Origin of the sequence: Oceanicella sp. SM1341 (assembly GCF_003448965.1) — a bacterium.
Classification (GTDB): Bacteria; Pseudomonadota; Alphaproteobacteria; order Rhodobacterales; family Rhodobacteraceae; genus Paroceanicella.
Map to the genome: position 1 here is coordinate 289100 of NZ_QRGC01000002.1, position 23568 is coordinate 312667.

At 70.2% G+C, this 23568-nt stretch carries 19 protein-coding genes; 11 read left to right on the forward strand and 8 right to left on the reverse strand.

What is annotated here, in order from left to right; translation table 11 throughout:
• Nucleotides 1-2: 2 nt before the first annotated feature.
• The 4 genes from D3P35_RS03250 to D3P35_RS03265 all read right to left on the reverse strand — a co-directional run bounded on the left by D3P35_RS03250 (nt 3) and on the right by D3P35_RS03265 (nt 4110).
• Nucleotides 3-845, reverse strand: a complete 843-nt coding sequence (locus tag D3P35_RS03250; protein WP_118133018.1) for an ABC transporter permease — start codon at nt 843-845, stop codon at nt 3-5.
• Nucleotides 842-1909: an ABC transporter ATP-binding protein gene (locus tag D3P35_RS03255; protein WP_118133019.1), complete on the reverse strand. Its 1068-nt coding sequence runs from the start codon at nt 1907-1909 to the stop codon at nt 842-844. Before D3P35_RS03255 ends, D3P35_RS03250 begins: the two co-directional genes overlap by 4 nt.
• A gap of 121 nt (nt 1910-2030) precedes the next feature.
• Nucleotides 2031-3077, reverse strand: a complete 1047-nt coding sequence (locus D3P35_RS03260; protein WP_118133020.1) for an ABC transporter substrate-binding protein — start codon at nt 3075-3077, stop codon at nt 2031-2033.
• Between the two features lie 58 nt (nt 3078-3135).
• Nucleotides 3136-4110 (reverse strand): isopenicillin N synthase family oxygenase, encoded by a 975-nt coding sequence (locus D3P35_RS03265; protein WP_118133021.1) that lies wholly within the window; start codon nt 4108-4110, stop codon nt 3136-3138.
• 206 nt (nt 4111-4316) lie between these two features.
• On the opposite strand from D3P35_RS03265, the gene D3P35_RS03270 reads away from it, so the two are divergent.
• Entirely contained in the window at nt 4317-5258 is a 942-nt protein-coding gene (locus tag D3P35_RS03270; protein WP_118133022.1) for a nucleoside hydrolase, read from the forward strand.
• Nucleotides 5259-5507: 249 nt separating this feature from the next.
• On the opposite strand, the gene D3P35_RS03275 is transcribed toward D3P35_RS03270, so the two are convergent.
• The 4 genes from D3P35_RS03275 to D3P35_RS03290 all read right to left on the reverse strand — a co-directional run bounded on the left by D3P35_RS03275 (nt 5508) and on the right by D3P35_RS03290 (nt 13002).
• Nucleotides 5508-7253, reverse strand: coding sequence for a hydantoinase B/oxoprolinase family protein (locus D3P35_RS03275; protein WP_118133023.1), 1746 nt, complete (start codon nt 7251-7253; stop codon nt 5508-5510).
• Nucleotides 7250-9331: a hydantoinase/oxoprolinase family protein gene (locus D3P35_RS03280; RefSeq protein ID WP_118133024.1), complete on the reverse strand. Its 2082-nt coding sequence runs from the start codon at nt 9329-9331 to the stop codon at nt 7250-7252. Before D3P35_RS03280 ends, D3P35_RS03275 begins: the two co-directional genes overlap by 4 nt.
• A gap of 108 nt (nt 9332-9439) precedes the next feature.
• A complete protein-coding gene (locus D3P35_RS03285) occupies nt 9440-12163 on the reverse strand; it encodes a molybdopterin cofactor-binding domain-containing protein (RefSeq protein ID WP_118133025.1) in 2724 nt (907 codons plus the stop codon).
• 2 nt (nt 12164-12165) lie between these two features.
• The gene (locus D3P35_RS03290; protein ID WP_118133026.1) at nt 12166-13002 is read right to left on the reverse strand and encodes a xanthine dehydrogenase family protein subunit M; all 837 of its coding nucleotides are present in this window, start codon (nt 13000-13002) and stop codon (nt 12166-12168) included.
• A 214-nt stretch (nt 13003-13216) separates the two neighbouring features.
• Between D3P35_RS03290 and D3P35_RS03295 the strand changes: the two genes are divergently transcribed.
• From D3P35_RS03295 to D3P35_RS03340, 10 genes are all read left to right on the forward strand, one after another.
• Nucleotides 13217-14062 (forward strand): ferredoxin--NADP reductase, encoded by an 846-nt coding sequence (locus D3P35_RS03295; protein ID WP_118133027.1) that lies wholly within the window; start codon nt 13217-13219, stop codon nt 14060-14062.
• 67 nt (nt 14063-14129) lie between these two features.
• A complete protein-coding gene (locus D3P35_RS03300) occupies nt 14130-15701 on the forward strand; it encodes a 6-hydroxynicotinate reductase (RefSeq protein WP_370029961.1) in 1572 nt (523 codons plus the stop codon).
• The gene (locus D3P35_RS03305) at nt 15698-16582 is read left to right on the forward strand and encodes a UPF0280 family protein (protein WP_118133028.1); all 885 of its coding nucleotides are present in this window, start codon (nt 15698-15700) and stop codon (nt 16580-16582) included. Before D3P35_RS03300 ends, D3P35_RS03305 begins: the two co-directional genes overlap by 4 nt.
• Entirely contained in the window at nt 16575-17159 is a 585-nt protein-coding gene (locus D3P35_RS03310) for an amino acid synthesis family protein (RefSeq protein WP_118133029.1), read from the forward strand. Before D3P35_RS03305 ends, D3P35_RS03310 begins: the two co-directional genes overlap by 8 nt.
• A 19-nt stretch (nt 17160-17178) precedes the next feature.
• Entirely contained in the window at nt 17179-17757 is a 579-nt protein-coding gene (locus D3P35_RS03315) for an amino acid synthesis family protein (RefSeq protein WP_118133030.1), read from the forward strand.
• 30 nt (nt 17758-17787) lie between these two features.
• The gene (locus tag D3P35_RS03320; protein ID WP_118133031.1) at nt 17788-18855 is read left to right on the forward strand and encodes an aromatic ring-hydroxylating dioxygenase subunit alpha; all 1068 of its coding nucleotides are present in this window, start codon (nt 17788-17790) and stop codon (nt 18853-18855) included.
• 64 nt (nt 18856-18919) lie between these two features.
• Nucleotides 18920-20119, forward strand: coding sequence for an ABC transporter substrate-binding protein (locus tag D3P35_RS03325; protein WP_118133032.1), 1200 nt, complete (start codon nt 18920-18922; stop codon nt 20117-20119).
• A gap of 101 nt (nt 20120-20220) precedes the next feature.
• The gene (locus tag D3P35_RS03330; protein WP_118133033.1) at nt 20221-22083 is read left to right on the forward strand and encodes an ABC transporter permease; all 1863 of its coding nucleotides are present in this window, start codon (nt 20221-20223) and stop codon (nt 22081-22083) included.
• Nucleotides 22080-22853 (forward strand): ABC transporter ATP-binding protein, encoded by a 774-nt coding sequence (locus D3P35_RS03335; protein WP_118133034.1) that lies wholly within the window; start codon nt 22080-22082, stop codon nt 22851-22853. The genes D3P35_RS03330 and D3P35_RS03335 overlap by 4 nt, the downstream gene beginning before the upstream one ends.
• Nucleotides 22846-23559, forward strand: a complete 714-nt coding sequence (locus tag D3P35_RS03340; RefSeq protein ID WP_370029965.1) for an ABC transporter ATP-binding protein — start codon at nt 22846-22848, stop codon at nt 23557-23559. The genes D3P35_RS03335 and D3P35_RS03340 overlap by 8 nt, the downstream gene beginning before the upstream one ends.
• Nucleotides 23560-23568 lie beyond the last annotated feature (9 nt).

Sequence of the window (23568 nt, forward strand, 5' to 3'; positions counted from 1 at the left end):
GGTCACTTCCATTTCATGCGGGTGAGACGGGCGAAGACCAGCACGATCACCCCGGCCGAGACCGCGAGCGAGAGGGCCAGCGCCGAGCCGAAGGGCCACTGGAACTGGTCGATCAGCGCGTCGACCACCATCACCGTCATGGTCTTCACGCGCATGCCGCCCACGAGGGCGGGGGTGACGTAGGAGCTCACCGCCAGCACGAACACCAGGATCGCGCCGGACTGGATGCCCGGCATGGCGAGCGGCAGGGTGATGCGCCGGAACACGGTGAAGCGCGAGGCGCCGAGCGAGCGCGCGGCCGAGCCCACCGCGGGGTCGAGCCCCTGCAGGGCGCCGAGCACCGGCAGCACCATGAAGGGCAGGAACACATGCGCCAGCGCCACCACGATGCCGAAGGAATTGTACATCAGCGGCAGGGGGCGCTCGATGAGCCCGAGGTTGCGCAGGGTGGCGTTGATCACCCCGGTGTTGCCCAGCAGGATGGTCCAGCCGTAGGAGCGCACCACGATGCCCACCAGCAGCGGCGAGAGCACGATGCCGTAGAGCAGCCCGCGCCAGCGCCGCGAGGCCTGCGAGATGTGCAGCGCGATGGGCAGGCCGAGCAGGAAGCACACGAAGGCGGTGAGCACGCCGAGCCACAGGGTCTGCCCCAGCGCCTCGAAGTAATAGGGGTCGGAGAACAGCTTCACGTAGCCGCCGGCGGAGAAGCCTTCGCCGTAGGGCGTGGAGTCCGACGGCGCGCGCAGGCTCATCACCAGCACGTTCACGTAAGGCAGCATCACGAAGAGAAACAGCAGCGCCGCCGCCGGCAGGATGAGGAAATGGCGCCGGAAGAGGCCGCTCATGCCGCGCCCTCCAGCGGCCAGAGGCGCCCGGCGTCGAAGGCGAGGCCCACGGCGGCGCCGTCGGCAAAGCGGTCGGCGGTGGGGGCGTGCACCATGATCTCGTCGGCGCCCACGCGCACCCGGTAGTCGATGAACCCGCCGTTGAAGTAATGCGAGACCACGGTGCCGGTGGCGTCGCCCGCGCCCGGCGCGGTGAGGCGCACCTGCTCGGGGCGGGCCATCACCCGCAGGCCGCGGCCCGGGGCGGTGCCGGCCGGCAGGGCGGCGGGCAGGCGCAGCAGCGTGCCCTCGGAGCCGAAGCGCAGGCCGGGCGCGCCGTCGGCCCCGGCCTCCACCGTGCCGGTGAGGATGTTGGCGTTGCCCACGAAGCGGGCCACCGCCTCGGAGGCCGGGCGGTCGTAGACATCCTCGGGCGCCGCGGCCTGGGCGATGCGGCCGTCGAACATCACCACCACCCGGTCGGACATGGTCATCGCCTCGCCCTGGTCGTGGGTGACGTAGAGCGTGGTGATGCCGACGCGCTTCTGCAGGTCGCGGATGAAGGTGCGCATCTCGTCGCGCAGCTTGGCGTCGAGGTTTGCCAGCGGCTCGTCGAGCAGCAGGATCGCGGGCTCGATCACCAGGGCGCGGGCAAGGGCCACGCGCTGCTGCTGGCCCCCGGAAAGCTCGCGCGGGTAGCGGCCGGCGTATTGCGAGAGCTGCACGAGCTCCATCACGTCCGCCACCCGGCGGTTGATCTCGTCGCGCGCGACGCGGCGCATCTCCAGCCCGAAGGCGAGGTTTCCCGCCACCGTCATGTGCGGGAACAGCGCGTAGCTCTGGAACACCATGCCGATGTCCCGGTCCTCCGGCTCGCGGTTGGAGATGTCGTGGCCGTCGAACAGGATGCGCCCGTCGCTCACGGTCTCGAAGCCGGCGATGCACTTGAGCGTGGTCGACTTGCCGCAGCCCGAGGGGCCGAGCAGCGAGACGAACTCGCCGTGGTTCACCTTCAGCGTGACATCGTTCACGGCGAGCGCCGTGCCGTAGCGTTTGACGAGGGAGAGGATGGAGACTTCGGTCATCGGGGGTCCTGGGGCGCGGAAAACCTGGGCCGCACCGGCGCCGGGCCGGCGGGCGGCTTGGGGAAAATCAGGAAAGGGCGCCGCGCGCAAGCCCGCGCGGCGCCCTCCGTGGGCAGGGGCGTCAGGCGCCGAAGGTCTCGTTCCAGCGCCGGGCGATCTCTTCCGCGTTGGCGTTCATGAGGTCCCAGTCCCAGTCGATGAACTGCTCCATCGCCTCGCCGCTCACCGGCACGTCACGCGCGAGGCTCTCGGGCACCTCGACCTTGCGGTTGACGGGGGAGACGAGGAACTCCTCCATCAGCAGGGTCTGGCCCTCGGGCGAGAGCACGAAGTCGAGATACTTGTAGGCGGCATCGCGCGCCGGCTGGTTCACGCAGATGTTGAAGGTCTGGTCCCACATCATCAGCCCCTCCTCGGGGATGATGCAGTCCACCGGCAGGCCCTGGTTGCGCAGGCGGGCGATCTCGCCGAAGTCGAAGGGCGCCACGATGATCTCGCCCGTGGCCATGGCCGTGGACATGTTGAAATCGGTCTGCACCACCTGGCCGAGCTCGGCGAGCTTGGCAAAGCCGGTGTCGAGGTCGGTGATGCCCGAGCCGTAGATCTTCGAGGTCAGCATCAGGAACATCTTCCCGGCCGAGTTCACGATGTTGTAGAGGCCGATCTGGCCGCGGAACTCCGGGTTGTCCCAGAGGTCGGTCCATTTCGTCGGCGGGGTCTGGACCATGTCGGTGCGATAGCCGATGCCGATGGGCGAGATCAGCCCCACCGCGGCCCAGCCGTCGGAGGCGCGGGTGGCGATGGGGTAGAGGTCGGCGTAGTTCGGCACCTTCTCCAGGTCGAGCTTCTCGAAGAAGCCTTCCTTGCGCAGCACCGTCGAGTAGATCTCGTTGGTCATCAGCACGCCGTAGGGCGGGTTTTCGGTGCCGGCGGCGCGCAGGTTGGTGGTGTAGGTGCGGCCGAGGCCGATATCGAGCCGCACCGCCTCGCCGCTCGCCTCGGTGAAGGCGGGGATCATGCTGTCGCGCCAGAATTTCTCCCAGCTGCCGCCGTAGGTGGTGATCACCAGCTCCTCGGTGGCCGCGGCCACGGAGGGGATCTTCAGCATGCCCGCCCCCATGAGGGCGGCGAGCGCATGCAGCATGTTCCTGCGGTTCATCGGGACCATCGATGCTTCCTTCTCACTGTCGGGGCGGCGCGCCGCCTCCCTGTTGGCTAATCGGTTTTCAGGATGCTTTCTTGCGGTAGTCGTAGTTCTTGTTCAGCCGCTCCAGCAGGTAGTCGCCGTAGCGCACCGGCTTGGAATAGGCGGTCTCGCCGGCGGCGACGAACTCCTCCGGGCAGGCCACGGTGGCGTCCATCGAGGGGTCGTAGAAGAACGGCTGCGAGTAGCGGTCGCGCTTGGAGAGGTTGCGCACCCGGTGCGGGGTGGAGACGAAACGCCCGTTCGACCAGCGCGCCAGGATGTCGCCGACGTTCATCACGAACGTGTCGGGGATCGGCGGGGCGGGGATCCACTCGCCGTCCTTGTTGCGCACCTCGAGCCCGCCGACCTCGTCCTGCGCGAGGATGGTCACGAAGCCGTAGTCGGTGTGCGGCGCGGAGCCGAACAGGTTCTCCTCGTCCTTCTGCTCGGGGTAGTGCAGCAGGCGCAGGAACAGGGTGGGCGTGTCGAAATGGGGCAGGAACCAGTCCCTCGGCAGGCCCAGCGCCTCGGCCAGCCCGCCGGAGAGCATCTCGCCCAGCGCCGAGAGCCGCTCCATGTAGTCGAGTGCGGCCTCGCGCAGCTCGGGCATCTTCTCGGGAAACTGGTTGGGCCCGTGCAGCGGCTCGCCGGCATAGGGGGCGTCCTCGGGCACCTCGTGCATCACCATGAGCGATTCGCTCTGGTTCGGCTTGGTCACCTTGTCGACCGTGGAGGTCACGATGGTGGAGGTGGAGAAGGGCATGTAGCCGCGATGAAACTCGTTCATCTTCAGCGCCATCTTCTCGTCCACCGGCAGGGCGTGGAACTGCCGCGACAGCTCGCGCAGGTTCTCCACCGCCTCGCGGGGGATGCCGTGGCCGGCGAGATAGGCGAAGCCCACCCGGGTCAGCGCGTCGCGCAGCGTCTCGACGGTCTCGGCCCGGGCCTCGGCGCTGGCGCCCTCGGCCAGGCCCGACAGGTCGACCAGCGGAATGTTGGTGAACTCGCCTCGCATGATGTCCTCCTGCTGAGTGTTCAATACAGTATACAATATTTGCACAGGCCGGCGGGATTGGGTAGTAGGTGCACAACGAGCAGCAGGAAAAATCTTCACACCCGAAGGATAATGTCCATTCGGTGTGCAGAATGGAAATTTTGCACGCAAACTGAACACGAATCGCGCAGTCTTCACGCCAGTTCCAGGGGAGCGACAGCCAGAGCATGACCACGCCGATCATCATCGACACCGACCCGGGGCAGGACGATGCCTTCGCCATCCTGCTGGCGCTGGCCTCCCCCGAGCTGGAGGTGCTGGGGCTCACCACCGTCTCGGGCAACGTGCCCCTGACCCAGACAGCCGACAACGCGCGCCGCATCCTCGAATGCGCCGGCCACGGCCATGTGCCGGTCTTCCGCGGCTGCCCGGCGCCGATCGTGCGCGCCCCGCGCCCGGTGCCCGAGATCCACGGCGACACCGGCATCGACGGCTGGGACTGGCCACCGGCCGAGCGCGCGCCGGAGCCCGGTCACGCGGTCGATTTCATCATCGAGACGCTGATCGCCCGCGCCGAGCGCGAGGTGACGCTGATCGCCCTCGCGCCGCAGACCAATGTCGCGATGGCCCTGCGTCGGGCGCCGGAGATCGCCTCGCGGCTCGACCGCATCGTCTTCATGGGCGGCGGCTATTTCGAGGGCGGCAACATGAGCCCCGCCGCCGAGTACAACATCATGGTCGACCCCGAGGCGGCGCGCATCGTGCTCGGCTCCGGCGTGCCGATCACCGCCGTGCCGCTCGACTGCACCCATGCAACGCCCGCGCCGGTGGGCTGGTCGGAGCCGCTGGAGGCGCTCGGCACCCTCACGGGCCGCGCCTGCGGCGGCATGATGCGCTTCTTCGAGATCTACGGCAACGCCAAGCACGGCACGAAGAGCCGCCCGCTGCATGACGCGGTCGCCGTCGCCGCCCTGCTCTGGCCCGAGCTCTTCACCGGCAAGCTCTGCCCGGTCGACGTGGAATGCGCCGGCGAGCTCACCACCGGCATGACCGTGGTCGACTGGCTGCGCCAGACCGGCAAGCCCGACAATTGCCTCTGGCTCAACGGCTGCACCGACCCGGCCGAGGTCTATGCCCGCATGCTGAAACTCATCGCGACACTCCCCTGAGGGCAGGCCCGGCGCCGCTCCCGAAGCGCTGGGCCTGAGCGCATCCGCCCGGCTCCGGGGCGGCTGCCCACCCGCCACAAGCAGACGGCCCGCGGGGGAGTTCCCCGCGGGCCGTTCGTCTGTCCGCCACCGGGCCCGGGCGCCGGCTGGCCCTGCCGGCCCTTCGCCGAAGGGGGCTCGATGCCCCCGAGGCGAAGCCCCCGGCCGGGCTCCGGCGGAGCAGCCAGAGCGCCGCCCGGCCTCGGCCCCTCAGGCCGGCACCTTCCCGCGCAGCGCCGCGGTGGCCGCGGCATCCACCCGGCCCTCGCCATCGAGCGCCACGGCGAAGAGGTCGTGCGCCTGCAGCTTCGTGTAGCGGCCGAGCCGCACGTCCTCGGCCACCAGCTCCGGCGCGCGCTCATGCGCCCGGCCGTAGCCGCCGCCGCCCGGGGTGCCGACGCGCACCCGGTCGCCCGGCGCCATCGGGATGTCCTGCGCCTTGGAGAGATGCTCGGGCGTGAGCGCCACGCCGCCCTGCCAGACGGTCACCGTGTTCGGCGCCCCGTCTCCGCCGCCGAGCGCGCCCTGCGGGCCGAAGCGGCCGTGGTCCATCACGAAGCTCGCCCGCGCCTCGCCCCGGCGCAGCTCGATCTCGTAGTCGAGCCCGAAGCCGCCGCGATGCTTGCCCGCGCCGCCCGAGCCCTCGCGCAGCGCGTAGCGGTGGTAGAGCACCGGGAACTGCTGCTCCATGATCTCCACCGGCGGTGCCTTGGAGATGCCGATGGTCGAGCAGCCGTTCGAGAGCCCGTCATGGTCCGAGTTGCCGCCATAGCCGCCGCCCGAGAGCTGGTACATCACGAAGCCGCGCCCGCGCTCGGGGTCGGAGCCGCCGAGCGCGAAGTTCCCCGAGGAGCCCGCCGGCGCCGCCGTCACCCGGTCGGGCAGCGCCTCGACCAGCGCCGCGAACACCGCCTCCGCGATGCGCTGCGAGACTTCCGCCGCGCAGCCCGAGACCGGCCGGGGATATTGCGCGTCGAGGAAGGTGCCCTCGGGGCGGATCACCTCGAGCGGCTCGAAGGCCCCGGCGGAGATCGGCACATCGGGGAAGATGTGGCGCATGGCGAGGTAGACCGAGGAGAGGGTCGTCGCCAGCACCGAGTTCATCGGGCCCGTGCAGGGCTTCGAGGAGCCGGTGAAGTCGAAGGTCAGCCGGTCGCCATGGGCGGTGACGGCGAGGTTGATCTTCAGCGGCTCGTTCACCACGCCGTCGCTGTCGACCCAGGCGACAGAGCGGTAGGTGCCCTTCGGGATCAGCGCGAGATTGGCGCGCATCTGCCCCGCGGCGCGGGTGCTGAGCTCGCCGATCGCCTCCTGCACGGTCGCGTCGCCATAGCGGTCGAGCAGGCGCGAGAGGCGCTCGGCGCCGACCAGCAGCGCCGCCGCCTGGGCCTTCACGTCGCCGATGCGCTGCTCGGCCACGCGGATGTTGGAGCAGATGATGGCATAGATCTCGGCGTCCATCTCGCCTTCCTTGAACAGGCGCACGGGCGGCAGGCGCAGCCCCTCCTGCTCCACCGAGGTCGCCGAGGCCGAGAAGCCGCCGGGCACCGAGCCGCCCGTGTCCGGCCAGTGGCCGGTGTTCGACAGCCAGCAGAAGATCTCGCCCCCGCGGTAGAAGGGCATGGCGAAGCGCACGTCCATCAGGTGGGTGCCGCCGAGATAGGGGTCGTTCACGATGTAGATGTCGCCGGGCTTGGGTGCCGCCGCGGTGCCGGCCGCGATCATCTCGATCAGCGTGCGCGTCGAGTACTGCATGGTGCCGACGAACACCGGCAGGCCCTGCGCGCCCTGCGCGATCAGCGCGCCGTCGACGGCCGAGTAGATCCCGTCCGAGCGGTCGTTCGCCTCGGCGATCACGGGCGAGAAGGCGGCGCGGGAGAAGGAGAGGTCCATCTCGTCGCAGACCTGCTGCAGGCCCGCCTGGATGACCGAGAGGGTGATCGGGTCGATGCTCATGCCGTCTCTCCCAGGGTGATGATGATGTTGCCGTCGGCGTCCTGCGCCGCGGTGTCGCCGGGCTCGATGATGATGGTGGTGTCCATCTGCTCGATGATCGCGGGGCCGGTGATCGTCGCCTCCGCCGGCAGGTGGTCGCGCCAGTAGACCGGGGTGTCGTGCCAGCCGTCGAACCAGACCGGGCGGCGGGAGGTGAGCGCCTCCTCGAGCGTGGCCTTGCGGCCGGCGGGGTCGATCAGGGTCGAGAGGTCGATCTCCGGGCGGCGGCCGATGACGGAGGTGTTCACGTTGACCAGCGTCGCGCGGATCTCGGGGAGTTTCACGCGGAAGCGGGCGAAATACGCCTCCTCGAAGCGCGCCTGCAACTCCTCGCGGCTCGGGCGCGGGCCGTCCACCGCCACGCGCAGCACATGGGTCTGGCCGACGAACTGCATGTCCACGGTGCGGATCTCGCGGATCTCGTCGATCTTCACCGCCTCCTTGCCGATCAGGCGGCGGCCCTCGGCGGACTGCGCGTCGAAGAGCGCGTGCACGGCCTCCATGTCGGCGAGATCGAGGGGACGGTTCACCGTGTTGACGAAATCGTGGCGCAGGTCGGCGACCACGCAGCCGAGCGCGTTGGTGATGCCCGGGCGCGAGGGGGCGAGCACGCGCGGCACGCCGAGCTCGCGGGCGATGGCGGTGGCGTGCAGCGGCCCCGCACCTCCGAAGGCGAAGAGCGCGAAGTCGCGCGGGTCCTCGCCGAGCGAGACCGAGACCATGCGCACCGCGCCGGCCATCTTGGCATTGGCGACCCGAAGGACCGCCGCCGCCGCCCCGGTGGCGTCGAGGCCCAGCGGCGCGCCGAGCTCGCGCTCGAAGATCGCGGCGACATCGCCGACCTCCATGCCGCCGGGCACCTGGTTGAGCTTCGCGGGGTTGAGGCGGCCGAGGAGCAGGTTCGCGTCGGAGATCGTGGGGCGCGTGCCGCCGCGGCCGTAGCAGATCGGCCCGGGGGTGGCGCCGGCGCTCTCGGGGCCGACCTGCAGCAGGCCCGCCGCGTTCACCCGCGCGATGGAGCCGCCGCCCGCGCCCACGGTGCGCACGTCGACCATCGGCACGTGGATCGGCATGGCGTATTCGATCTCGATCTCGTTGGAGACCGCGGGTTCCGCGCCGCGGATCAGCGCGACATCGGTCGAGGTGCCGCCCATGTCGTAGGTGAGCAGGTCGGGAATGCCGGCGCGCCGCCCGGTATAGGCCGCGGCCATCACGCCCGAGGCGGGGCCGGACATCACCGTCTTCGCCGCCTCGTCGGCCACGCGCCGGGCCGAGACCATGCCGCCATTGCCGTTCATCACCAGCACGTCGTGGGAATAGCCCCGGCTCGCCAGCCGGTCGGCGAGGCGCTCCACGTAGCGGCGCAGCAGCGGCTGGACGGAGGCGTTCACCGCCGCGGTCACCCCGCGCTCGAACTCCCGGCTCTCCGAGAGCAGCGCATGGCCCATGGTGATGTTGCCATTGGGCCAGATCTCCGCCGCCACTTCGGCGGCGCGCAGCTCATGGGCCGGGTTCGCATAGGCATGCAGGAAATGGATGACGAGCGATTCGCAGCCGGCGTCCTTCAGCGCGGTGACGGCGTCGCGCAGCGCCGCCTCGTCGAGCGGGATCAGCGCGGCGCCGGAGGCATCCATCCGCTCGGGCACCTCGAGGCGCAGGTCGCGCGGGATGATCGGGCGGAACTCGCCCTTCATGCCGTAGGCATTGGGGCGGGTGCGGCGGCCGAGCTCGAGCACGTCGCGGAAACCGGCGGTGGTGATGAGCCCGGTGCGGCAGAGCGCGCGCTCCAGCACGGCGTTGGTCGTCGTCGTGGTGCCGTGGACGATGAGGTCGAGCGCGGCGATGTCGGCGCCTGCCGCGTCGAGCGCGTTCAGCACCCCGCCGGACTGGTTGTCCAGCGTGGTCGGCACCTTGGCGAGGCGGACGGAGCGCGCCTCGGCGTCGAAGAGCACGAGGTCGGTGAAGGTGCCGCCCACGTCGATGCCGGCCACCTGGCTCTGGCGGGTGTCGGGCAGGGCGGAGGCAGGAGATCCGGGCATCGGGGGCTCACTCGCTGGGATGTTTTATCGTTTGTACGCAAACGAATTTGGCGCCGTCCAGAAGTTTTTCGCGAGGGGCGCGAAAAAGCCTCCGCGCGGCGCGGCACGTCACGTCGCGGCGGCGAGGATCGCGGCGCGCACCGTGGCGGGCGTGGCCGGCAGGTGGTGCACCCGGGCGCCGCAGGCGTCGGCGATGGCGTTGAGGATCGCCGGCGCCGTGGGGATGAGGCAATGCTCTCCCAGCCCCTTGGCGCCGTAGGGGCCGTGCATGTCGCCGGTCTCGACGATGAGCGTGTCGACGGGCGGCACGTCTCCGATGGTCGGGATCAGGTAGTCATGCAGGTTTTCCGTGCGCCCGGGCAGGAACTCCTCCATCAGCGCGAGGCCGATGCCCTGCGCCACGCCGCCCTCCACCTGGCCCTCGACGAGCAGCGGGTTGATCGCCTTTCCCACGTCATGCGCGGCGGTGATCTTCAGGAGCTTCACCGTGCCGAGCGCGGTGTCGACCTCCAGTTCGGCCATCTGCGCCGTGGTGCCGAAGACCGCGTAGGGGTCGCCTTGGCCGTTTTCGTCGAGCGGCTTGGTGGGCGGGTCGTAGCTCTCGGTCGCCTCCAGCGCGTAGCCCTCGCCGGAGAGCGGCACCACGCGCTCGGCCCCGCCGTCGGTGAGGCGGATGGCGCCGGGGGTAATCTCGATCACCGCCGCCTCGGAGACATTCCCGAGCCGCAGCACCTGCGCGCGCAGCGCCTCGCCGCAGAGCCGGGCGGCGTTGCCGGTGATGAAGGTCTGCCGGCTGGCCGAGGTCTTGCCGGCGTCGGGCGTGAGGTCGGTGTCGGGGCTCACCCGCTCGATGCGCTCCACCGGCACGCCGAGTGCGGTGGCGAAGATCTGGGAGATCACCGTGTTCGAGCCCTGGCCGATGTCCACCGCGCCCTGGTGGAGCACGATGCGCCCGTCCGCCGTGATGCCGGCGCGGATGGTGGAGGGGTTGGACATCGAGGTGTTGCCGCAGCCGTACCAGCCGGAGGCGACACCGATGCCGCGGCGCTTCGTGCCTATGGCGGCGGCGTTGAAGGCCGCTGCCTCGGCCTTCGCCCGGTCCCAGTGCGGCTTCAGCGCGTCGAGACAGTCGAGAATGCCCATGCCGGTGTCGAAGACCTGGCCGGTCACGGTCTCGTCGCCGTTGGTGAGCGCGTTGCGGCGGCGGATCTCGAGCTTGTCGAGGCCGAGGGCCTCGGCCGCCATGTCGAGCAACTGCTCCTGCGCCACCGCCGATTGCGGCACGCCGAAGCCGCGGAAGGCGCCGGAGGGGGTGCAGTTGGTGTGCACCGCCACCGAGCGGGCGCGGTAATCGGCAAAGCGGTAGGGGCCGGAGGCGTGGATCGGCACGCGGTTGGCCACCGTGGGCCCCCAGCTCGCGTAGGCGCCGGTGTTGAAGGTGCCGAAGAAATCGGCGCCGGCGAGCGTGCCGTCGGCGTTCACCCCCAGCCGCATGGTCACCTGCGAGGGGTGGCGCTTGGTGGAGGAGGAGATCGACTCGGTGCGGGTGAAGGCCATGCGCACCGGCCGGCCCAGCTTCCAGGCCGCGAGGGCGAGGAAGGGCTGGGTGGTGAGGTCGAGCTTCGAGCCGAAGCCGCCGCCCACCGCCGTGGGCACGATGCGCACGCCCTCGGGCGCGAGGCCCATCACCTTGGCCACCGCGTCGCGGTTCATGTAGGGGGCCTGGGTGCAGCAATGCACCTCGATCCGGTCGCCCACCCGCTCGGCGAAACCGGCCTCGGGCTCGATGTAGCCGTGCTCGATGAAGCCGGTGGAGAAATCGCCCTCCACGACATGGGCAGCTCCGGCCAGCGCGGCCTCGGCATCGCCGCGCTGAACGAGGCCACGGCACATGATGTTGCCGGCGCGCTCTTCGTGGAGCAGGGCGGCGGTCAGCCCCTCCTCGGGGGTGAGGGCATGGGGCAGGGGGGTCCAGCGCACCGGGAAATCCGCGAGGTCGAGCATCGCGAGGCGCTCGCCCGCGCCCACCACCGCCGCCACGGCCTCGCCGCGGAACTTCGCCTCGCCTTCGGCCATCACCGGCTGGTCCTCGAAGCCGGGGATGACGCCGAAACGGTTGACCCCCGGCACGTCGGCGGCGGTGAGCACGAGGTCGAGCCCGTTCGCCGCCCGCCAGGCCTCGATGTCGCCGAAGGTGAAGGCCGCGCGGTGATGCGGGCTGCGGATCACCCGCAGGGTGAGGGCGCCGGCGGGGGCGACATCGTCGCCGAAGGCCTCCGTGCCGGTGACCTTGGGCAGGCCGTCGACCCGGGCCATCGCGGTGCCCACGCCGCCGGGCGCCACGCTGGCGGAGCCCTTCGCGTCGCGCACCGCGTCGATGATCTTGCGGTAGCCGGTGCAGCGGCAGAGCACGCCGCCGAGCGCGTCCTGCACCTGCGCCTCGGAGGGTTCGGCCACCTCGCGCAGCAGGGCGACGGCGGAAACCATCATGCCCGGCGTGCAGATGCCGCATTGCGCCGCCTGGTGGCGCTGGAAGGCGGCGACGAGGGCCTGGCCGTCCGGGTCGGCCTTGGCGAGGCCGGACTGGGTTTCGACGCGGCGCCCCTCCACCTGGGCCGCGGCGGTGGTGCAGGAGCACACCGGCAGCCCGTCGACCAGCACGGTGCAGGCGCCGCAATCGCCGGCGTTGCAGCCCACCTTCACGTCGCGCGCGCCGGCGCGTTCGCGCAGGAACTCGGAGAGGCGCTCGGCCGGCGGCGCGGAGAGGCTGAGGCGCTCGCCGTTGAGATCGAAGCTGATGGCGAGGCCGTCGGTGACCTGATCGAGGCTCATTCTCAGCCCTCCCTGCCCAGCGCGGCCACGATCACGCGGCCGAGGATTTCACGAACGGCGTCGAGCCGGTAGCCGGCCGAGCCGCGAACATCGTCGATCGGCGTCAGCGCCGAGAGGTCGGCCGCCGCCACCACAGTGGCGATGCCCTCCGGGGCGCAGCCCGCCAGCGCCGCTTCCAGCCCGGGCAGGCGCCGGGCCACGGCCGAGCAGGCGCCCACGGCGATGCGCGCCTCGCCGATGGTGCCATCTTGCGCCGGAATCACAACCGCCGAGACCATGGCGATGGAAATCACCAGGTAGCGCCGGGCGCCGAGCTTCACGAAGGCGCCGCGGCCGCCGGGGGCGTCGGGCACGTGCAGGGCGGTGACGATCTCGCCTTCGCCGAGCGCGGTGCGCCGCACGCCGGTGATGAAATCGCCGAGCGGCAGGCGGCGGCTGCCGCCGGGCCCGGCGAGCGAGACCTCGGCATCGAGCGTGAGCAGGGCGGGCACGCCGTCGGCGGCGGGGGAGGCGTTGCAGATGTTGCCGGCCACGGTGCCGGCGTTCTGGATCTGTACCGAGCCCACTTCGCGCGCCGCGGCGCGCAGCCCGTCGAAGAGGGCGGGCAGATCGGCGCGCACGATGTCGGTCCAGGTGGTGGTGGCGCCGATGCGCCAGCCCCCGTCCTCGCGGGTGATGCCGCGCAGGCCGGCGATGCGGGAGAGGTCGATCAGCGCCGCGGGGGGCGGGCCGTCGCGCAGGCCCGGATAAAGATCGGTGCCGCCGGCGAGCGGGCGCACCGGCCCCGCCTGCATGATGCCGATGGCATTCTCCAGCGTCTCAGGCCTGTGAAACAGCATGATCGGCCCCCTGTTGGCTCTTCTGGCTAGATCGGGTGCGCTTCGTGTTTTGTCATTCGCACACAAACAAGCTGAGCCCCGAAGCCGCCGAGTGTCAAGCGCGCTTGCGCCACGCGGCCCAGAATTTGTGCTGCGCTGCAAATATCGTTTGCATACAAATGAATTTGGGCTGAAAATCGGCTCAGCGAATCGACCCCCAGACCGGAGACCGGCCATGACCGATGCCCTTCCCCTCGCCCCCGTCGCGGAAGTCACCATCCTGCAGGGCGCACCCTCTCCCTTTGCCGTGCCTGCGGGCTGCTTCGCCCTCACGGTCACCGAGGTGGAGCATTATACCGATTCGCTGTTCCGCTTCCGCATCACCCGGCCGGCGACCTTCCGCTTCCGCTCCGGCGAGTTCGTGATGATCGGCCTGCCGAATGCCGAGAAGCCGGTGTTCCGCGCCTATTCTGTCGCCTCCCCCTCCTGGGACGAGGAACTGGAGTTCTTCTCCATCAAGGTGGCCGACGGCCCGCTCACCGAGCACCTGCAGAAGATCCGTCCGGGCGACACGGTGCTGATGCGCAAGAAGGCCACCGGCACGCTGGTGAACGACGCGCTGCTGCCCGGCAAGCGGCTGTGGATGTTCTCCACCGGCACCGGCATCGCCCCCTTCGCCAGCCTGATCCGCGACCCCGAGACCTACGAGAAGTTCGACGAGGTCATCCTCACCCATTCCTGCCGCACCGTGGCCGAGCTGCGCTACGGCGAGGAACTGGTGCAAAGCCTGATGGAAGACCCGCTGGTGGGCGAACTCGTCAACGGCCACCTGAGGCATTACACTTCCGTCACGCGCGAGCCCTTCGCCCGCCAGGGCCGCATCACCGATCTCATCACCTCCGGCAAGCTGTTCGACGATCTCGGCCTGCCGCGCATGGGCCCGGAGGAGGACCGCGCGATGATCTGCGGCTCGATGGCCATGCTGCGCGACACCAAGGAGCTGTGCCTGTCGCACGGGCTGGAGGAGGGCGCCAACAACAAGCCCGCGCAGTTCGTGGTGGAGCGCGCCTTCGTCGACTGAGCGCCGCCCCGGAGCCCGTCACGAAACCGTTGACAGCGGCCGGGGAAAGATGTTCGCATACAAATGAATGGCCGGCTCGGGGCGCTCCCCGCGAGCCGTGGACCAGGGAGCAACTGCCGTGAAGCCAGCCGAAGGCAAGCCCGACAAGATCCGCTGCGACGCCTGTCCGGTGACCTGTTTCATCGCCGAGGGCCGCACCGGCGCCTGCGACCGCTACGCGAACGAGGGCGGCGCCCTCGTGCGGCTCGACCCGCTGACCATCCTGGAAAACCGCGCCGATGCGGGCGCGGGCACGGGCGATCTCGTGCCCTTCCTCGAGCGCGAGTGGGATGGCGACATCCTGCCCGGGCAGGAGAGCTTCATCACCGCGGTCGGCGCCGGCACCACCTACCCGGATTACAAGCCGGCACCGTTCATCGTCTCCTCGCAGGTCGAGGGGGTGGACATGGTGACCGTGGTCACCGAGGGCATCTTCTCCTACTGCGGTGCCAAGGTGAAGATCGACACCGACCGGCACCTCGGCTCGGAATGCGCCGCGGTGCGCGCCGAGGGCGAGGTGATCGGCCATGTCACCACCTCCGAATACGGCAGCCAGATGCTCTCGCTCGGCGGGGTCAACCACCTCACCGGCGGCTCGAAGAAGGAGGGGCGGGTGACCTGCTCCTCGCTGCTGGCACTGTGCAACGGCGAGGCGGTGGAGCTGACCATCGACGGCGGCGCGGAGCTGGTGGTGAAGGCCGGCGAGGCCCCGGTGGTGAACGGCGCGCGCGAGGAGCGCATGCGCGTGGGCTGCGGCTCGGCCACGGTGGGCATGTTCGCCGCGCAGTGGAAGGGGCTCGTCGATGAGGTGGTGGTGGTCGACGACCACATCACCGGCGTGATGTCCGAGCACCAGGCCGGCAAGGTGATCGGCTGGGCGCCGACCGGCATCAAGATCAACGGCCGCCGCTCCACCCCGGGTCGCTACTTCCAGGTGGCCGAGCCCGGCACCGGCTGGGGCGGCACCGACCTCACCAACCCGCTCGACATCCTGGGCGCCTTCAACGCCAAGCTCGCCTGGCCCGGCCTCTCCATCCTGATGGTCTCCACCACCGGCGAGCACGCGGCCTATTTCGAGCTCGATGACAGCCTCACCCCGGTGGAAAAGCCGATGCCGGAGCGGCTGCAGCCCTCGGTGGCGCGCATCGAGGAGAACTGCGAACCGGCGATGACCTCGGTGCTGTTCATGGCCGGCGCCGGCGGCTCGCTGCGCTCGGGCGTCACGGAGAACCCGGTGGGGCTCACCCGCTCGGTGCAGCGCGCGCTCACCTACGTGAGCTGCGGCGGCGCGCCGGTCTATGTCTGGCCGGGCGGCGGCATCACGCTGATGGCCGATGTCACCCGCATGCCGCTGAACTCCTTCGGCTACGTGCCCACGCCGGCGCTGGTGGCGCCCATCGAGTTCACCATGCGCGCGGAGGATTACCGCGCGCTGGGCGGCCACATGGATTACGTGATCCCGCTGGCCGACGCGGTGCAGGGCGCCTCGGGGCGGCAGAACGACCACAAGCTGAAGGGCCGCCGCGCCGTGGCTCCGGGCCCGCGAAACCCCTGGCCGGCCCGTCCGGACAACTACCCCTGGAAGAAGACCGCGCGATGAGCGTGGGCGGCCGTTTCCCCGGCGCCGTGGCGGCGCTGCTGCCCGACGGGCGACGGCTGCACCTCCAGCACGGGCCCATCGACCTCGTGATCGGGGCCGAGGGGCCGGGGCCCGCTGTGGCCCGCGCCCATGAGCGCGCCCGCGCCGCGTTCGCCCCCCTGCTCGAGACACTGGTGGCCGAGCTGCCGCGCCTGCGCGCGCCCGAGGGGGCGGAGCTGCAGGGCCCGGTCGCCCGGCGCATGGCGGTGGCCACTGCGCCCTATTCGGCGGAATTCATCACCCCCATGGCCGCCGTGGCCGGGGCCGTGGCCGACCATGTGCTGGCCGCGCTCACCGCGGAGGGCGACCTCGCCCGGGCCTATGTGAACAACGGCGGGGACATCGCGCTGCACCTCGCGGAGGGCGAGTTCCGCATCGGCATCTGCGAAAGCCCCGACACCGGCGCGCCCGGCGGGGTGGTGACCCTGCGGCCGGGCGACGGGGTGGGCGGCATCGCCACCTCCGGCTGGCGCGGGCGCTCGCATTCGCGCGGCATCGCCGACGCGGTGACCGTGCTCGCCGCCTCCGCCGCCGAGGCGGATGCCGCCGCCACCATGATCGCCAATTTCGTCGACCTGCCCTGGTCGCCGCTCATCGACCGCGCGCCGGCCGACACGCTCTCGCCCGACAGCGACCTCGGCACCCGGCTGGTCACCACCGGCGTGGGGCCGATCGGGCCGCGCGGGGTGCGCATCGCGCTCGGCCGCGGCCGCGCCCGGGCCGAGGCCTGGCACGCGCGCGGCCTGTTCACCGCCGCCTATCTCAGCCTTGCGGGAGAGCGGGAAACCGTGCTCTCCCCTGAGGATCAGAAACGGATACCGAGGGAGGCCCCGGATGCCTGAACCCGTCATTCGCAAGACCGCGATCACCGTGGAGGAGATCTTCCACGAGGGCGGCCCCGCCGCCGCCGTGCCGCTGCGCCGCGCCGCGGCACTCGCCGTCATCGAAAACCCCTTTGCGGGCCGCTACGTGGAGGACATCTCCGGCTTCATGGACGACCTGAAGCCGCTGGGCCTGAAGATGGCCGGCGACCTCGTGGAGGCGCTGGGCGGCGATGCCTCGGTGGTCGAGGGCTACGGCAAGGGCGCCATCGTGGGCGCGAACGGCGAGCTGGAGCACGGCGCGCTGTGGCATGTGCCCGGCGGTTACTCGATGCGCGAGCTGCTGCCCGCCTCCAACGCCATCGTGCCCTCCACGAAGAAGCTCGGCGGCCCGGGCACCCGGCTCGACATCCCGGTGACCCATTGCAACGCCTCCTACGTGCGCTCGCATTTCGACGCGATGGAAGTGGGCCTCGCCGACGGGCCGAAGGCCGACGAGATCCTGCTCGCGCTGGTGATGACCACCGGGCCGCGCATCCACGCCCGTGTCGGCGGCCTGAAGGCCTCCGAGATCAGGGGCGAGGACGGGCTGCGATGAGCCGGGGGGCCCGCCGCTGATGCGCATCCGCAAGATCGTCACCACCGTCGAGGAGATCCGGCGCGAGATGGGGCAGGCGGTGAGCCCGCCCGCCCGCCGCGCCGTCTCCGCCGCGGTGATCGAGAACCCCTTCGCCGGGCGCTTCGAGCCCGACCTTTCGGAGCTGATGGAGATCGGCGCCGAGCTGGGCGCGCTGCTCGGCGCGCGCTGCGTGGCGGCGCTGGGCATCACACCCGCCCAGGCCCAGAGCTACGGCAAGGCGGCGATGGTGGGCGAGGCCGGCGAGATCGAGCATGCCGCGGCCATCCTGCACCCGAAGCTCGGCGCGCCGCTGCGCGCGGCGGTGGAGCGGGGGGCGGCCCTCGTGCCCTCCTCGAAGAAGATGGCCGGGCCCGGCGCGCCGCTCGACGTGCCGCTGGGCCACAAGGACGCCGCATATGTGCGCTCGCATTTCGACGGTATCGAGGTCAGGATCAACGATGCGCCGCGCGCGGGGGAAATCCTCGTCGCCGTGGCGGTGGCGCCCGGCGGGCGGCCGCTGCCGCGTGTCGGCGGCCTGACCCACGAGGACGCGATCGGCGAGGACGGCTTGCGCTAGAGACGACAGACCCAGCAGAGGAGGCAAGGCATGGAATTCGTGAGAAACGCCTGGTACGTGGCCGGCTGGTCGTCGGAGTTCGACGACGCGCTCAGGCGCTTCACCATCCTCGGCGACCACGTGGTGATGTTCCGCAGGTCCGACGGCACGGTGGCCGCGCTGGAAGACCGCTGCCCCCACCGCCTGCTGCCGCTCAGCCAGGGCAAGCGCATCGGCGACACGGTGCAATGCGGCTATCATGGCCTCACCTTCGACTGTTCGGGCAAATGCGTGCGCGTGCCCGGCCAGTCGAACCTGCCCGCCTCCGCCTATGTCGAGGCCTACCCGATCGTGGAGAAGCACGACATCGTCTGGATCTGGATGGGCGACGCCGAGAAGGCCGACCCGGCCGATGTCTTCGACATGCCGGAGTTCACCGACCCCGCCTGGGAGGCCCACCAGGGCGACGCGCTGCACCTGAAGTCGAACTATCTCAACGTGGCGGAAAACCTCGTCGACCCCGCGCATGTGAGCTTCGTCCACCCCACCACGCTGGGCAACTCGGCCTCCGAGAACGTGCCGGTGCACGTGGTGACCGAGGGCAAGGCCATCGTGGCCTGGCGCTGGATCCGTGACGCGGAGCCGATCGGTTTCTTCAAGAACTTCGGCGGCTTCACCGGCAACGTCGACCGCTGGCACTACTACTATCTCTACACGCCCTGCACCGCGGTGATCGACTTCGGCTCCGCCCCGGCGGAAGACGCCATCCCCGAGGAGGAGCGGAACCGCGGGGTGCGCATCTTCGCGCTGCACTTCATGACCCCCGTCACCCCCACCCACACCATCGACCGCTGGATGCACCTGCGCAACACCGCGCTGGGCGACGAGACCGCCGCGGCGCAGATGGACGTGATGTTCCGCAAGGCCTTCGCCGAGGACAAGGCCATCCTCGAGGCCGTGCAGGAAGAGGAAAGCCGGCCGCAAAAGCGCCGGCCCATCCGCATCGCCATCGACAAGGGTCCGATGGTGTATCGCAAGCGGATCAGCGAGCTTCTGGAGAGGGAACGTACCCACGATGTCGCGTCCGACCCGACGCCGGCCTTCGTGTATCACGACTGACAGACCAAGACCCGAAACAGTGGCCGGCAAACGGCCCGAACCGGAATTCCAACAGGAGAGCCTCATGAACCCGATACGGACCCTCGCCGCGGCGGCCGCCGCGGTGCTTGCCCTCAGCGGCACCGGTCTCGCGCAGGACACGATCAAGATCGGCGAGATCAACCATTACAAGCGCATGGCCGCCTTCGCCGAGCCCTACCGCAAGGGTATCGAGCTGGCCCTCGAGCAGATCAACGCCGACGGCGGCGTGCTGGGCAAGCCGCTCGAGTTCGTCTTCCGCGACGATGACGGCCAGCCCGGCGACGCGGTGCGCATCGCCGACGAGCTGATGACCCGCGACGGCACGGTGATGGTCACCGGCTCGATCCTCTCGAACGTCGGCCTCGCCATCTCCTCGCTCGCCGCGCAGAAGGGCTTCATCTACCTCGCGGCCGAGCCGCTGGCGGATTCGCTCGTCTGGAAGGCGGGCAATCCCTACACCTTCCGCCTGCGCACCTCCACCTGGGTGCAGGCCGCCATGCTGGCCGAGGAAGCCGCCAAGACCGACGCCGTGCGCTACGCCACCATCGCGCCGAACTACGCCTACGGCACCGATGCCGTGGAGGCCTTCAAGGCGGCGCTGAAGAAGCTGAAACCGGAGGTGGAATTCGTCACCGAGCAGTGGCCCGCCCTGTTCAAGATCGACGCCGGCGCCGAGGTGCAGGCCCTCGAATCCTCCAAGCCCGACGCGATCTTCAACGTCACCTTCGGCTCGGACCTGGCGAAATTCGTGCGCGAGGGCAACACCCGCGGGCTGTTCGACGGCCGCCAGGTGTACGGCATGCTCACCGGCGAGCCGGAATACCTCGACCCGCTGGGCGACGAGGCCCCCGAGGGCTGGATCGTCACCGGCTACCCCTGGTACGACCTGCCGGACGGCCCGGGCAAGGAGTTCGTCGACGCCTACCAGGCCGAGACCGGCGAGACCCCGAAGATCGGCTCGCTCGTGGGCTACATGACCGCCCAGAGCATCGCGGCGCTGATCACCAAGGCCGGCTCCACCGAGACCGACGCCATGCTCGCCGCCTTCGAGGACCTGAAGGTGGAGACGCCGCTGGGCGAGATCACCTACCGCGGGCTCGACCACCAGTCGACGATGGGCGCCTACGTGGGCAGGATCGCGCTCGAGGACGACCGCGGCGTGATGGTCGACTGGGACTACCGCTCGCCCGAGCCCTACATGCCGAGCGACGAGGACATCACCGCCATGCGCCCGGCCGAGTGACGCCGCGTGCCGGGGCGCCCCCGCGGCCCCCGGCGCCTGCTTCCTTCCGGCCGGCCCCCGTTGCGGGCCGGCCCCCGCCACCCTTCTGATCTCGGGTTGATATGGGACTTCTGATTGCGCAGCTCCTCACCGGGCTGGCCAATGCGGCGGCGCTGTTTCTCGTGGCCTCCGGCCTCTCGCTCATCTTCGGCGTCACCCGCATCGTGAATTTCGCGCATGGGTCGTTCTACATGCTGGGGGCCTATATCGGGCTCACGCTGATGAACATCCTGCCGGGCCATGTGGGCTTCTGGGGCTCCATCCTGCTCGCCGGCATCGCCGTGGGGCTGATCGGCGTCGTGGTCGAGATCCTGGTGCTGCGGCCGATCTACCGCGCGCCGGAGCTGTTCCAGCTCGTCGCCACCTTCGGCGTGATCCTGGTGATCCAGGACCTCACGCTGATGACCTGGGGCGCGGAAGACCAGCTCGGCCCCCGTGCGCCCGGCCTGCGCGGCGTGATCCGCATCCTGGGCGAGCCGGTGCCGCTCTACGACCTCGCGCTCATCGGCATCACGCCTTTCGTGCTCTTCGGCCTCTGGTGGCTGATCACGAAGACCCGGCTGGGCGTGCTGGTGCGCGCCGCCACCCAGGACCGCGAGATGGTGGGCGCGCTGGGGGTGAACCAGTCCTGGCTGTTCACCGGCGTCTTCTTCCTCGGCTCGGCGCTCGCCGGCCTCGGCGGCGCCATCCAGCTGCCCAAGGGCGGCGCCGACCTGCTGATGGATTTCAACATCATCGCCGCCGTCTTCGTGGTGGTGGTGATCGGCGGCATGGGCTCGCTCCCCGGCGCCTTCATCGCCTCGGTGCTGATCTCGGTGCTCAATGTCTTCGGCGTGGCCTACCTGCCCTCGAGCACGCTGGTGCTCATGTTCGTGGTGATGGCCATCGTGCTCACCGTGCGGCCCTTCGGCCTGCTGGGGCGCGAGGAAGTGGCCGGCGAACACGGCCAGGTCGGCGAGCCGGAGCGGCCCATCCGGCCCTTCGGCCTCACCGGCCGGCTGATCTTCGGGGCCATCGTGCTGGCGCTGGCGCTGCTGCCGCTCTACGGCTCGCCCTTCGCGCAGGTGCTCATCACCGATATCGTGATCTTCTGCCTCTTCGCCGCCTCGCTGCAGTTCATCCTCGCCTCGGGCGGGCTGGTGAGCTTCGGCCACGCGATGTTCTTCGGCGGCGGCGCCTATGTCTCGGCGCTCGCGGTCACCTATGCGGACACGCCGATGGAGCTCGCCTTCCTGCTCGCGCCGCTGGGCGCGGGGCTGATCGCCATCCTCGTGGGCTGGTTCTGCATCCGGCTCTCGGGCGTCTATTTCGCCATGCTCACCCTTGCCTTCAGCCAGCTCATCTGGTCGCTCGTCTTCCAGTGGGGCGAGGTGACCGGGGGCGACGACGGGCTGGTGAACATCTGGCCGGCGGCCTGGCTGTCGGACACCACGGCCTATTACCTCTTCACCCTGCTGGTGGGGCTGGGCGGCATCGTGTTCCTGCGCCATGTCATCCATTCACCCTTCGGCTACGCCCTGCGCGCCACCCGTGACAGCGCCCGCCAGGCCGAGGCCACCGGCATCGACGTGCGCCGGGTGCAATGGGTGGCCTTCGCCTTCGCCGGCATGATGGCCGGGCTCGCGGGCGGGCTGTTCGTGTTCTCCAAGGGCTCGATCTTCCCCAACGAGCTCGAGATCGCCAAGAGCTTCGACGCGCTGATCGTGGTGTTCCTGGGCGGGGTGAAGACCCTCTCCGGCGCCGTGGTGGGCGGGGCGTTCTTCGAGAGCGTGAAGGACTGGCTGACCCGGCTGGAATACTGGCGGCTGGTGCTGGGCCTCGTCATCATCGGCGTGGTCATCGTGGCGCCGGAAGGCATCGTGGGCACCGCGCGCCGGGTGGGCGAGCGGCTGGGCCTGGTGAAGGAAGGGGAGGGCACGCGATGAGCGTCATCCTGAAGGTAGAGCACCTGGCCAAGAGCTTCGGCGGGGTGAAGGCGGTGACGGACGTGAGCTTCGAGGTGCGCGCGGGCGAGCTGAAGGCGCTGATCGGGCCCAACGGCGCCGGCAAGAGCACCTGTTTCAACATGCTCATGGGCCAGCTCAAGCCCAGCTCCGGCCGCGTGAGCCTCGACGGGCAGGACATCACCGGCCACTCCCCGCGCGACGTCTGGCGCCGTGGGGTGGGGCGCACCTTCCAGATCACCGGCACCTACCAGAGCATGACGGTGGCGGAAAACGTGCAGATGGCGCTGATCAGCCATCACCGGAAGATCTACTCCTTCCTGCCGCGGGCCCACCGGATGTACCGCGAGGAGGCGCTGGCCCTGCTGGCGCTGGTGGGCATGGCGGACCAGGCCAACCGCGCCTGCGCCATCCTCGCCTATGGCGACCTGAAGCGGCTCGAGCTTGCCATCGCGCTCGCGCATGAGCCGCGCCTGCTGCTGATGGACGAGCCCACCGCCGGCATGGCCCCGCGCGAGCGCATCTCGCTCATGCAGCTCACCGCCGACATCGTGGCCGAGCGCGGCATATCGGTGCTCTTCACCGAGCACGACATGGACGTGGTCTTCGCCCATTCCCATCACATCATGGTGCTGAACCGGGGCGAGCTGATCGCCGACGGCACGGCGGCGCAGGTGCGCGCCAATGCCCGCGTGCAGGAGGTCTATCTCGGCGGCGGCACCCTGTTCTCGCCGGAGGACGCCCATGGCTGAGCCCATTCTCGAAGTCGACGCGCTGCATTCCTTCTACGGAAAGGCGCATATCCTCAACGGGTTGAGCTTCAGCGTCGGCCGGGGCGAGGTGGTGGCCCTGCTGGGGCGCAACGGCGCCGGCAAGACCACGACGATGAAATCGGTGATGCAGCTCGTGCGCCCGCGCGAGGGCAAGGTGCGCTTCGGCGGCGAGGACATCACCGGCTGGCCCGCGCACCGGGTGGCGCGGCGCGGCCTGGGCTACGTGCCCGAGGAGCGGCGCATCTTCACCGACCTCACCATCCTCGAAAACCTCGAGGTGGGCCGGCAGGCGCGCCGCGAGGGCGCGCCCTTCTGGACCGTGGAGGCACTGTTCGAGCTGTTCCCCAACCTCTCGGAGCGCCGGCACAACCGCGGCAAGGCGATGTCGGGCGGCGAACAGCAGATGCTCACCATCGCCCGCACCCTGATGGGCAACCCCGGGCTCTTGCTGCTCGACGAACCCTCCGAGGGCATCGCCCCGGTGATCGTCGAGCAGATGGCCCGCACCATCCTGCGCTTCAAGGACGAGGGGCTCACGGTGATCATCTCCGAGCAGAACCTGCACTTCGCCCGCGCGGTGGCCGACAGGGCGGTGATCATCGAGGGCGGCGAGAAGAAGTTCGACGGAAGCTTCGCCGAGCTTGAAAATCATCCCGAGATCCGGGATGCGTACCTTTCGGTTTAATGGCACGGG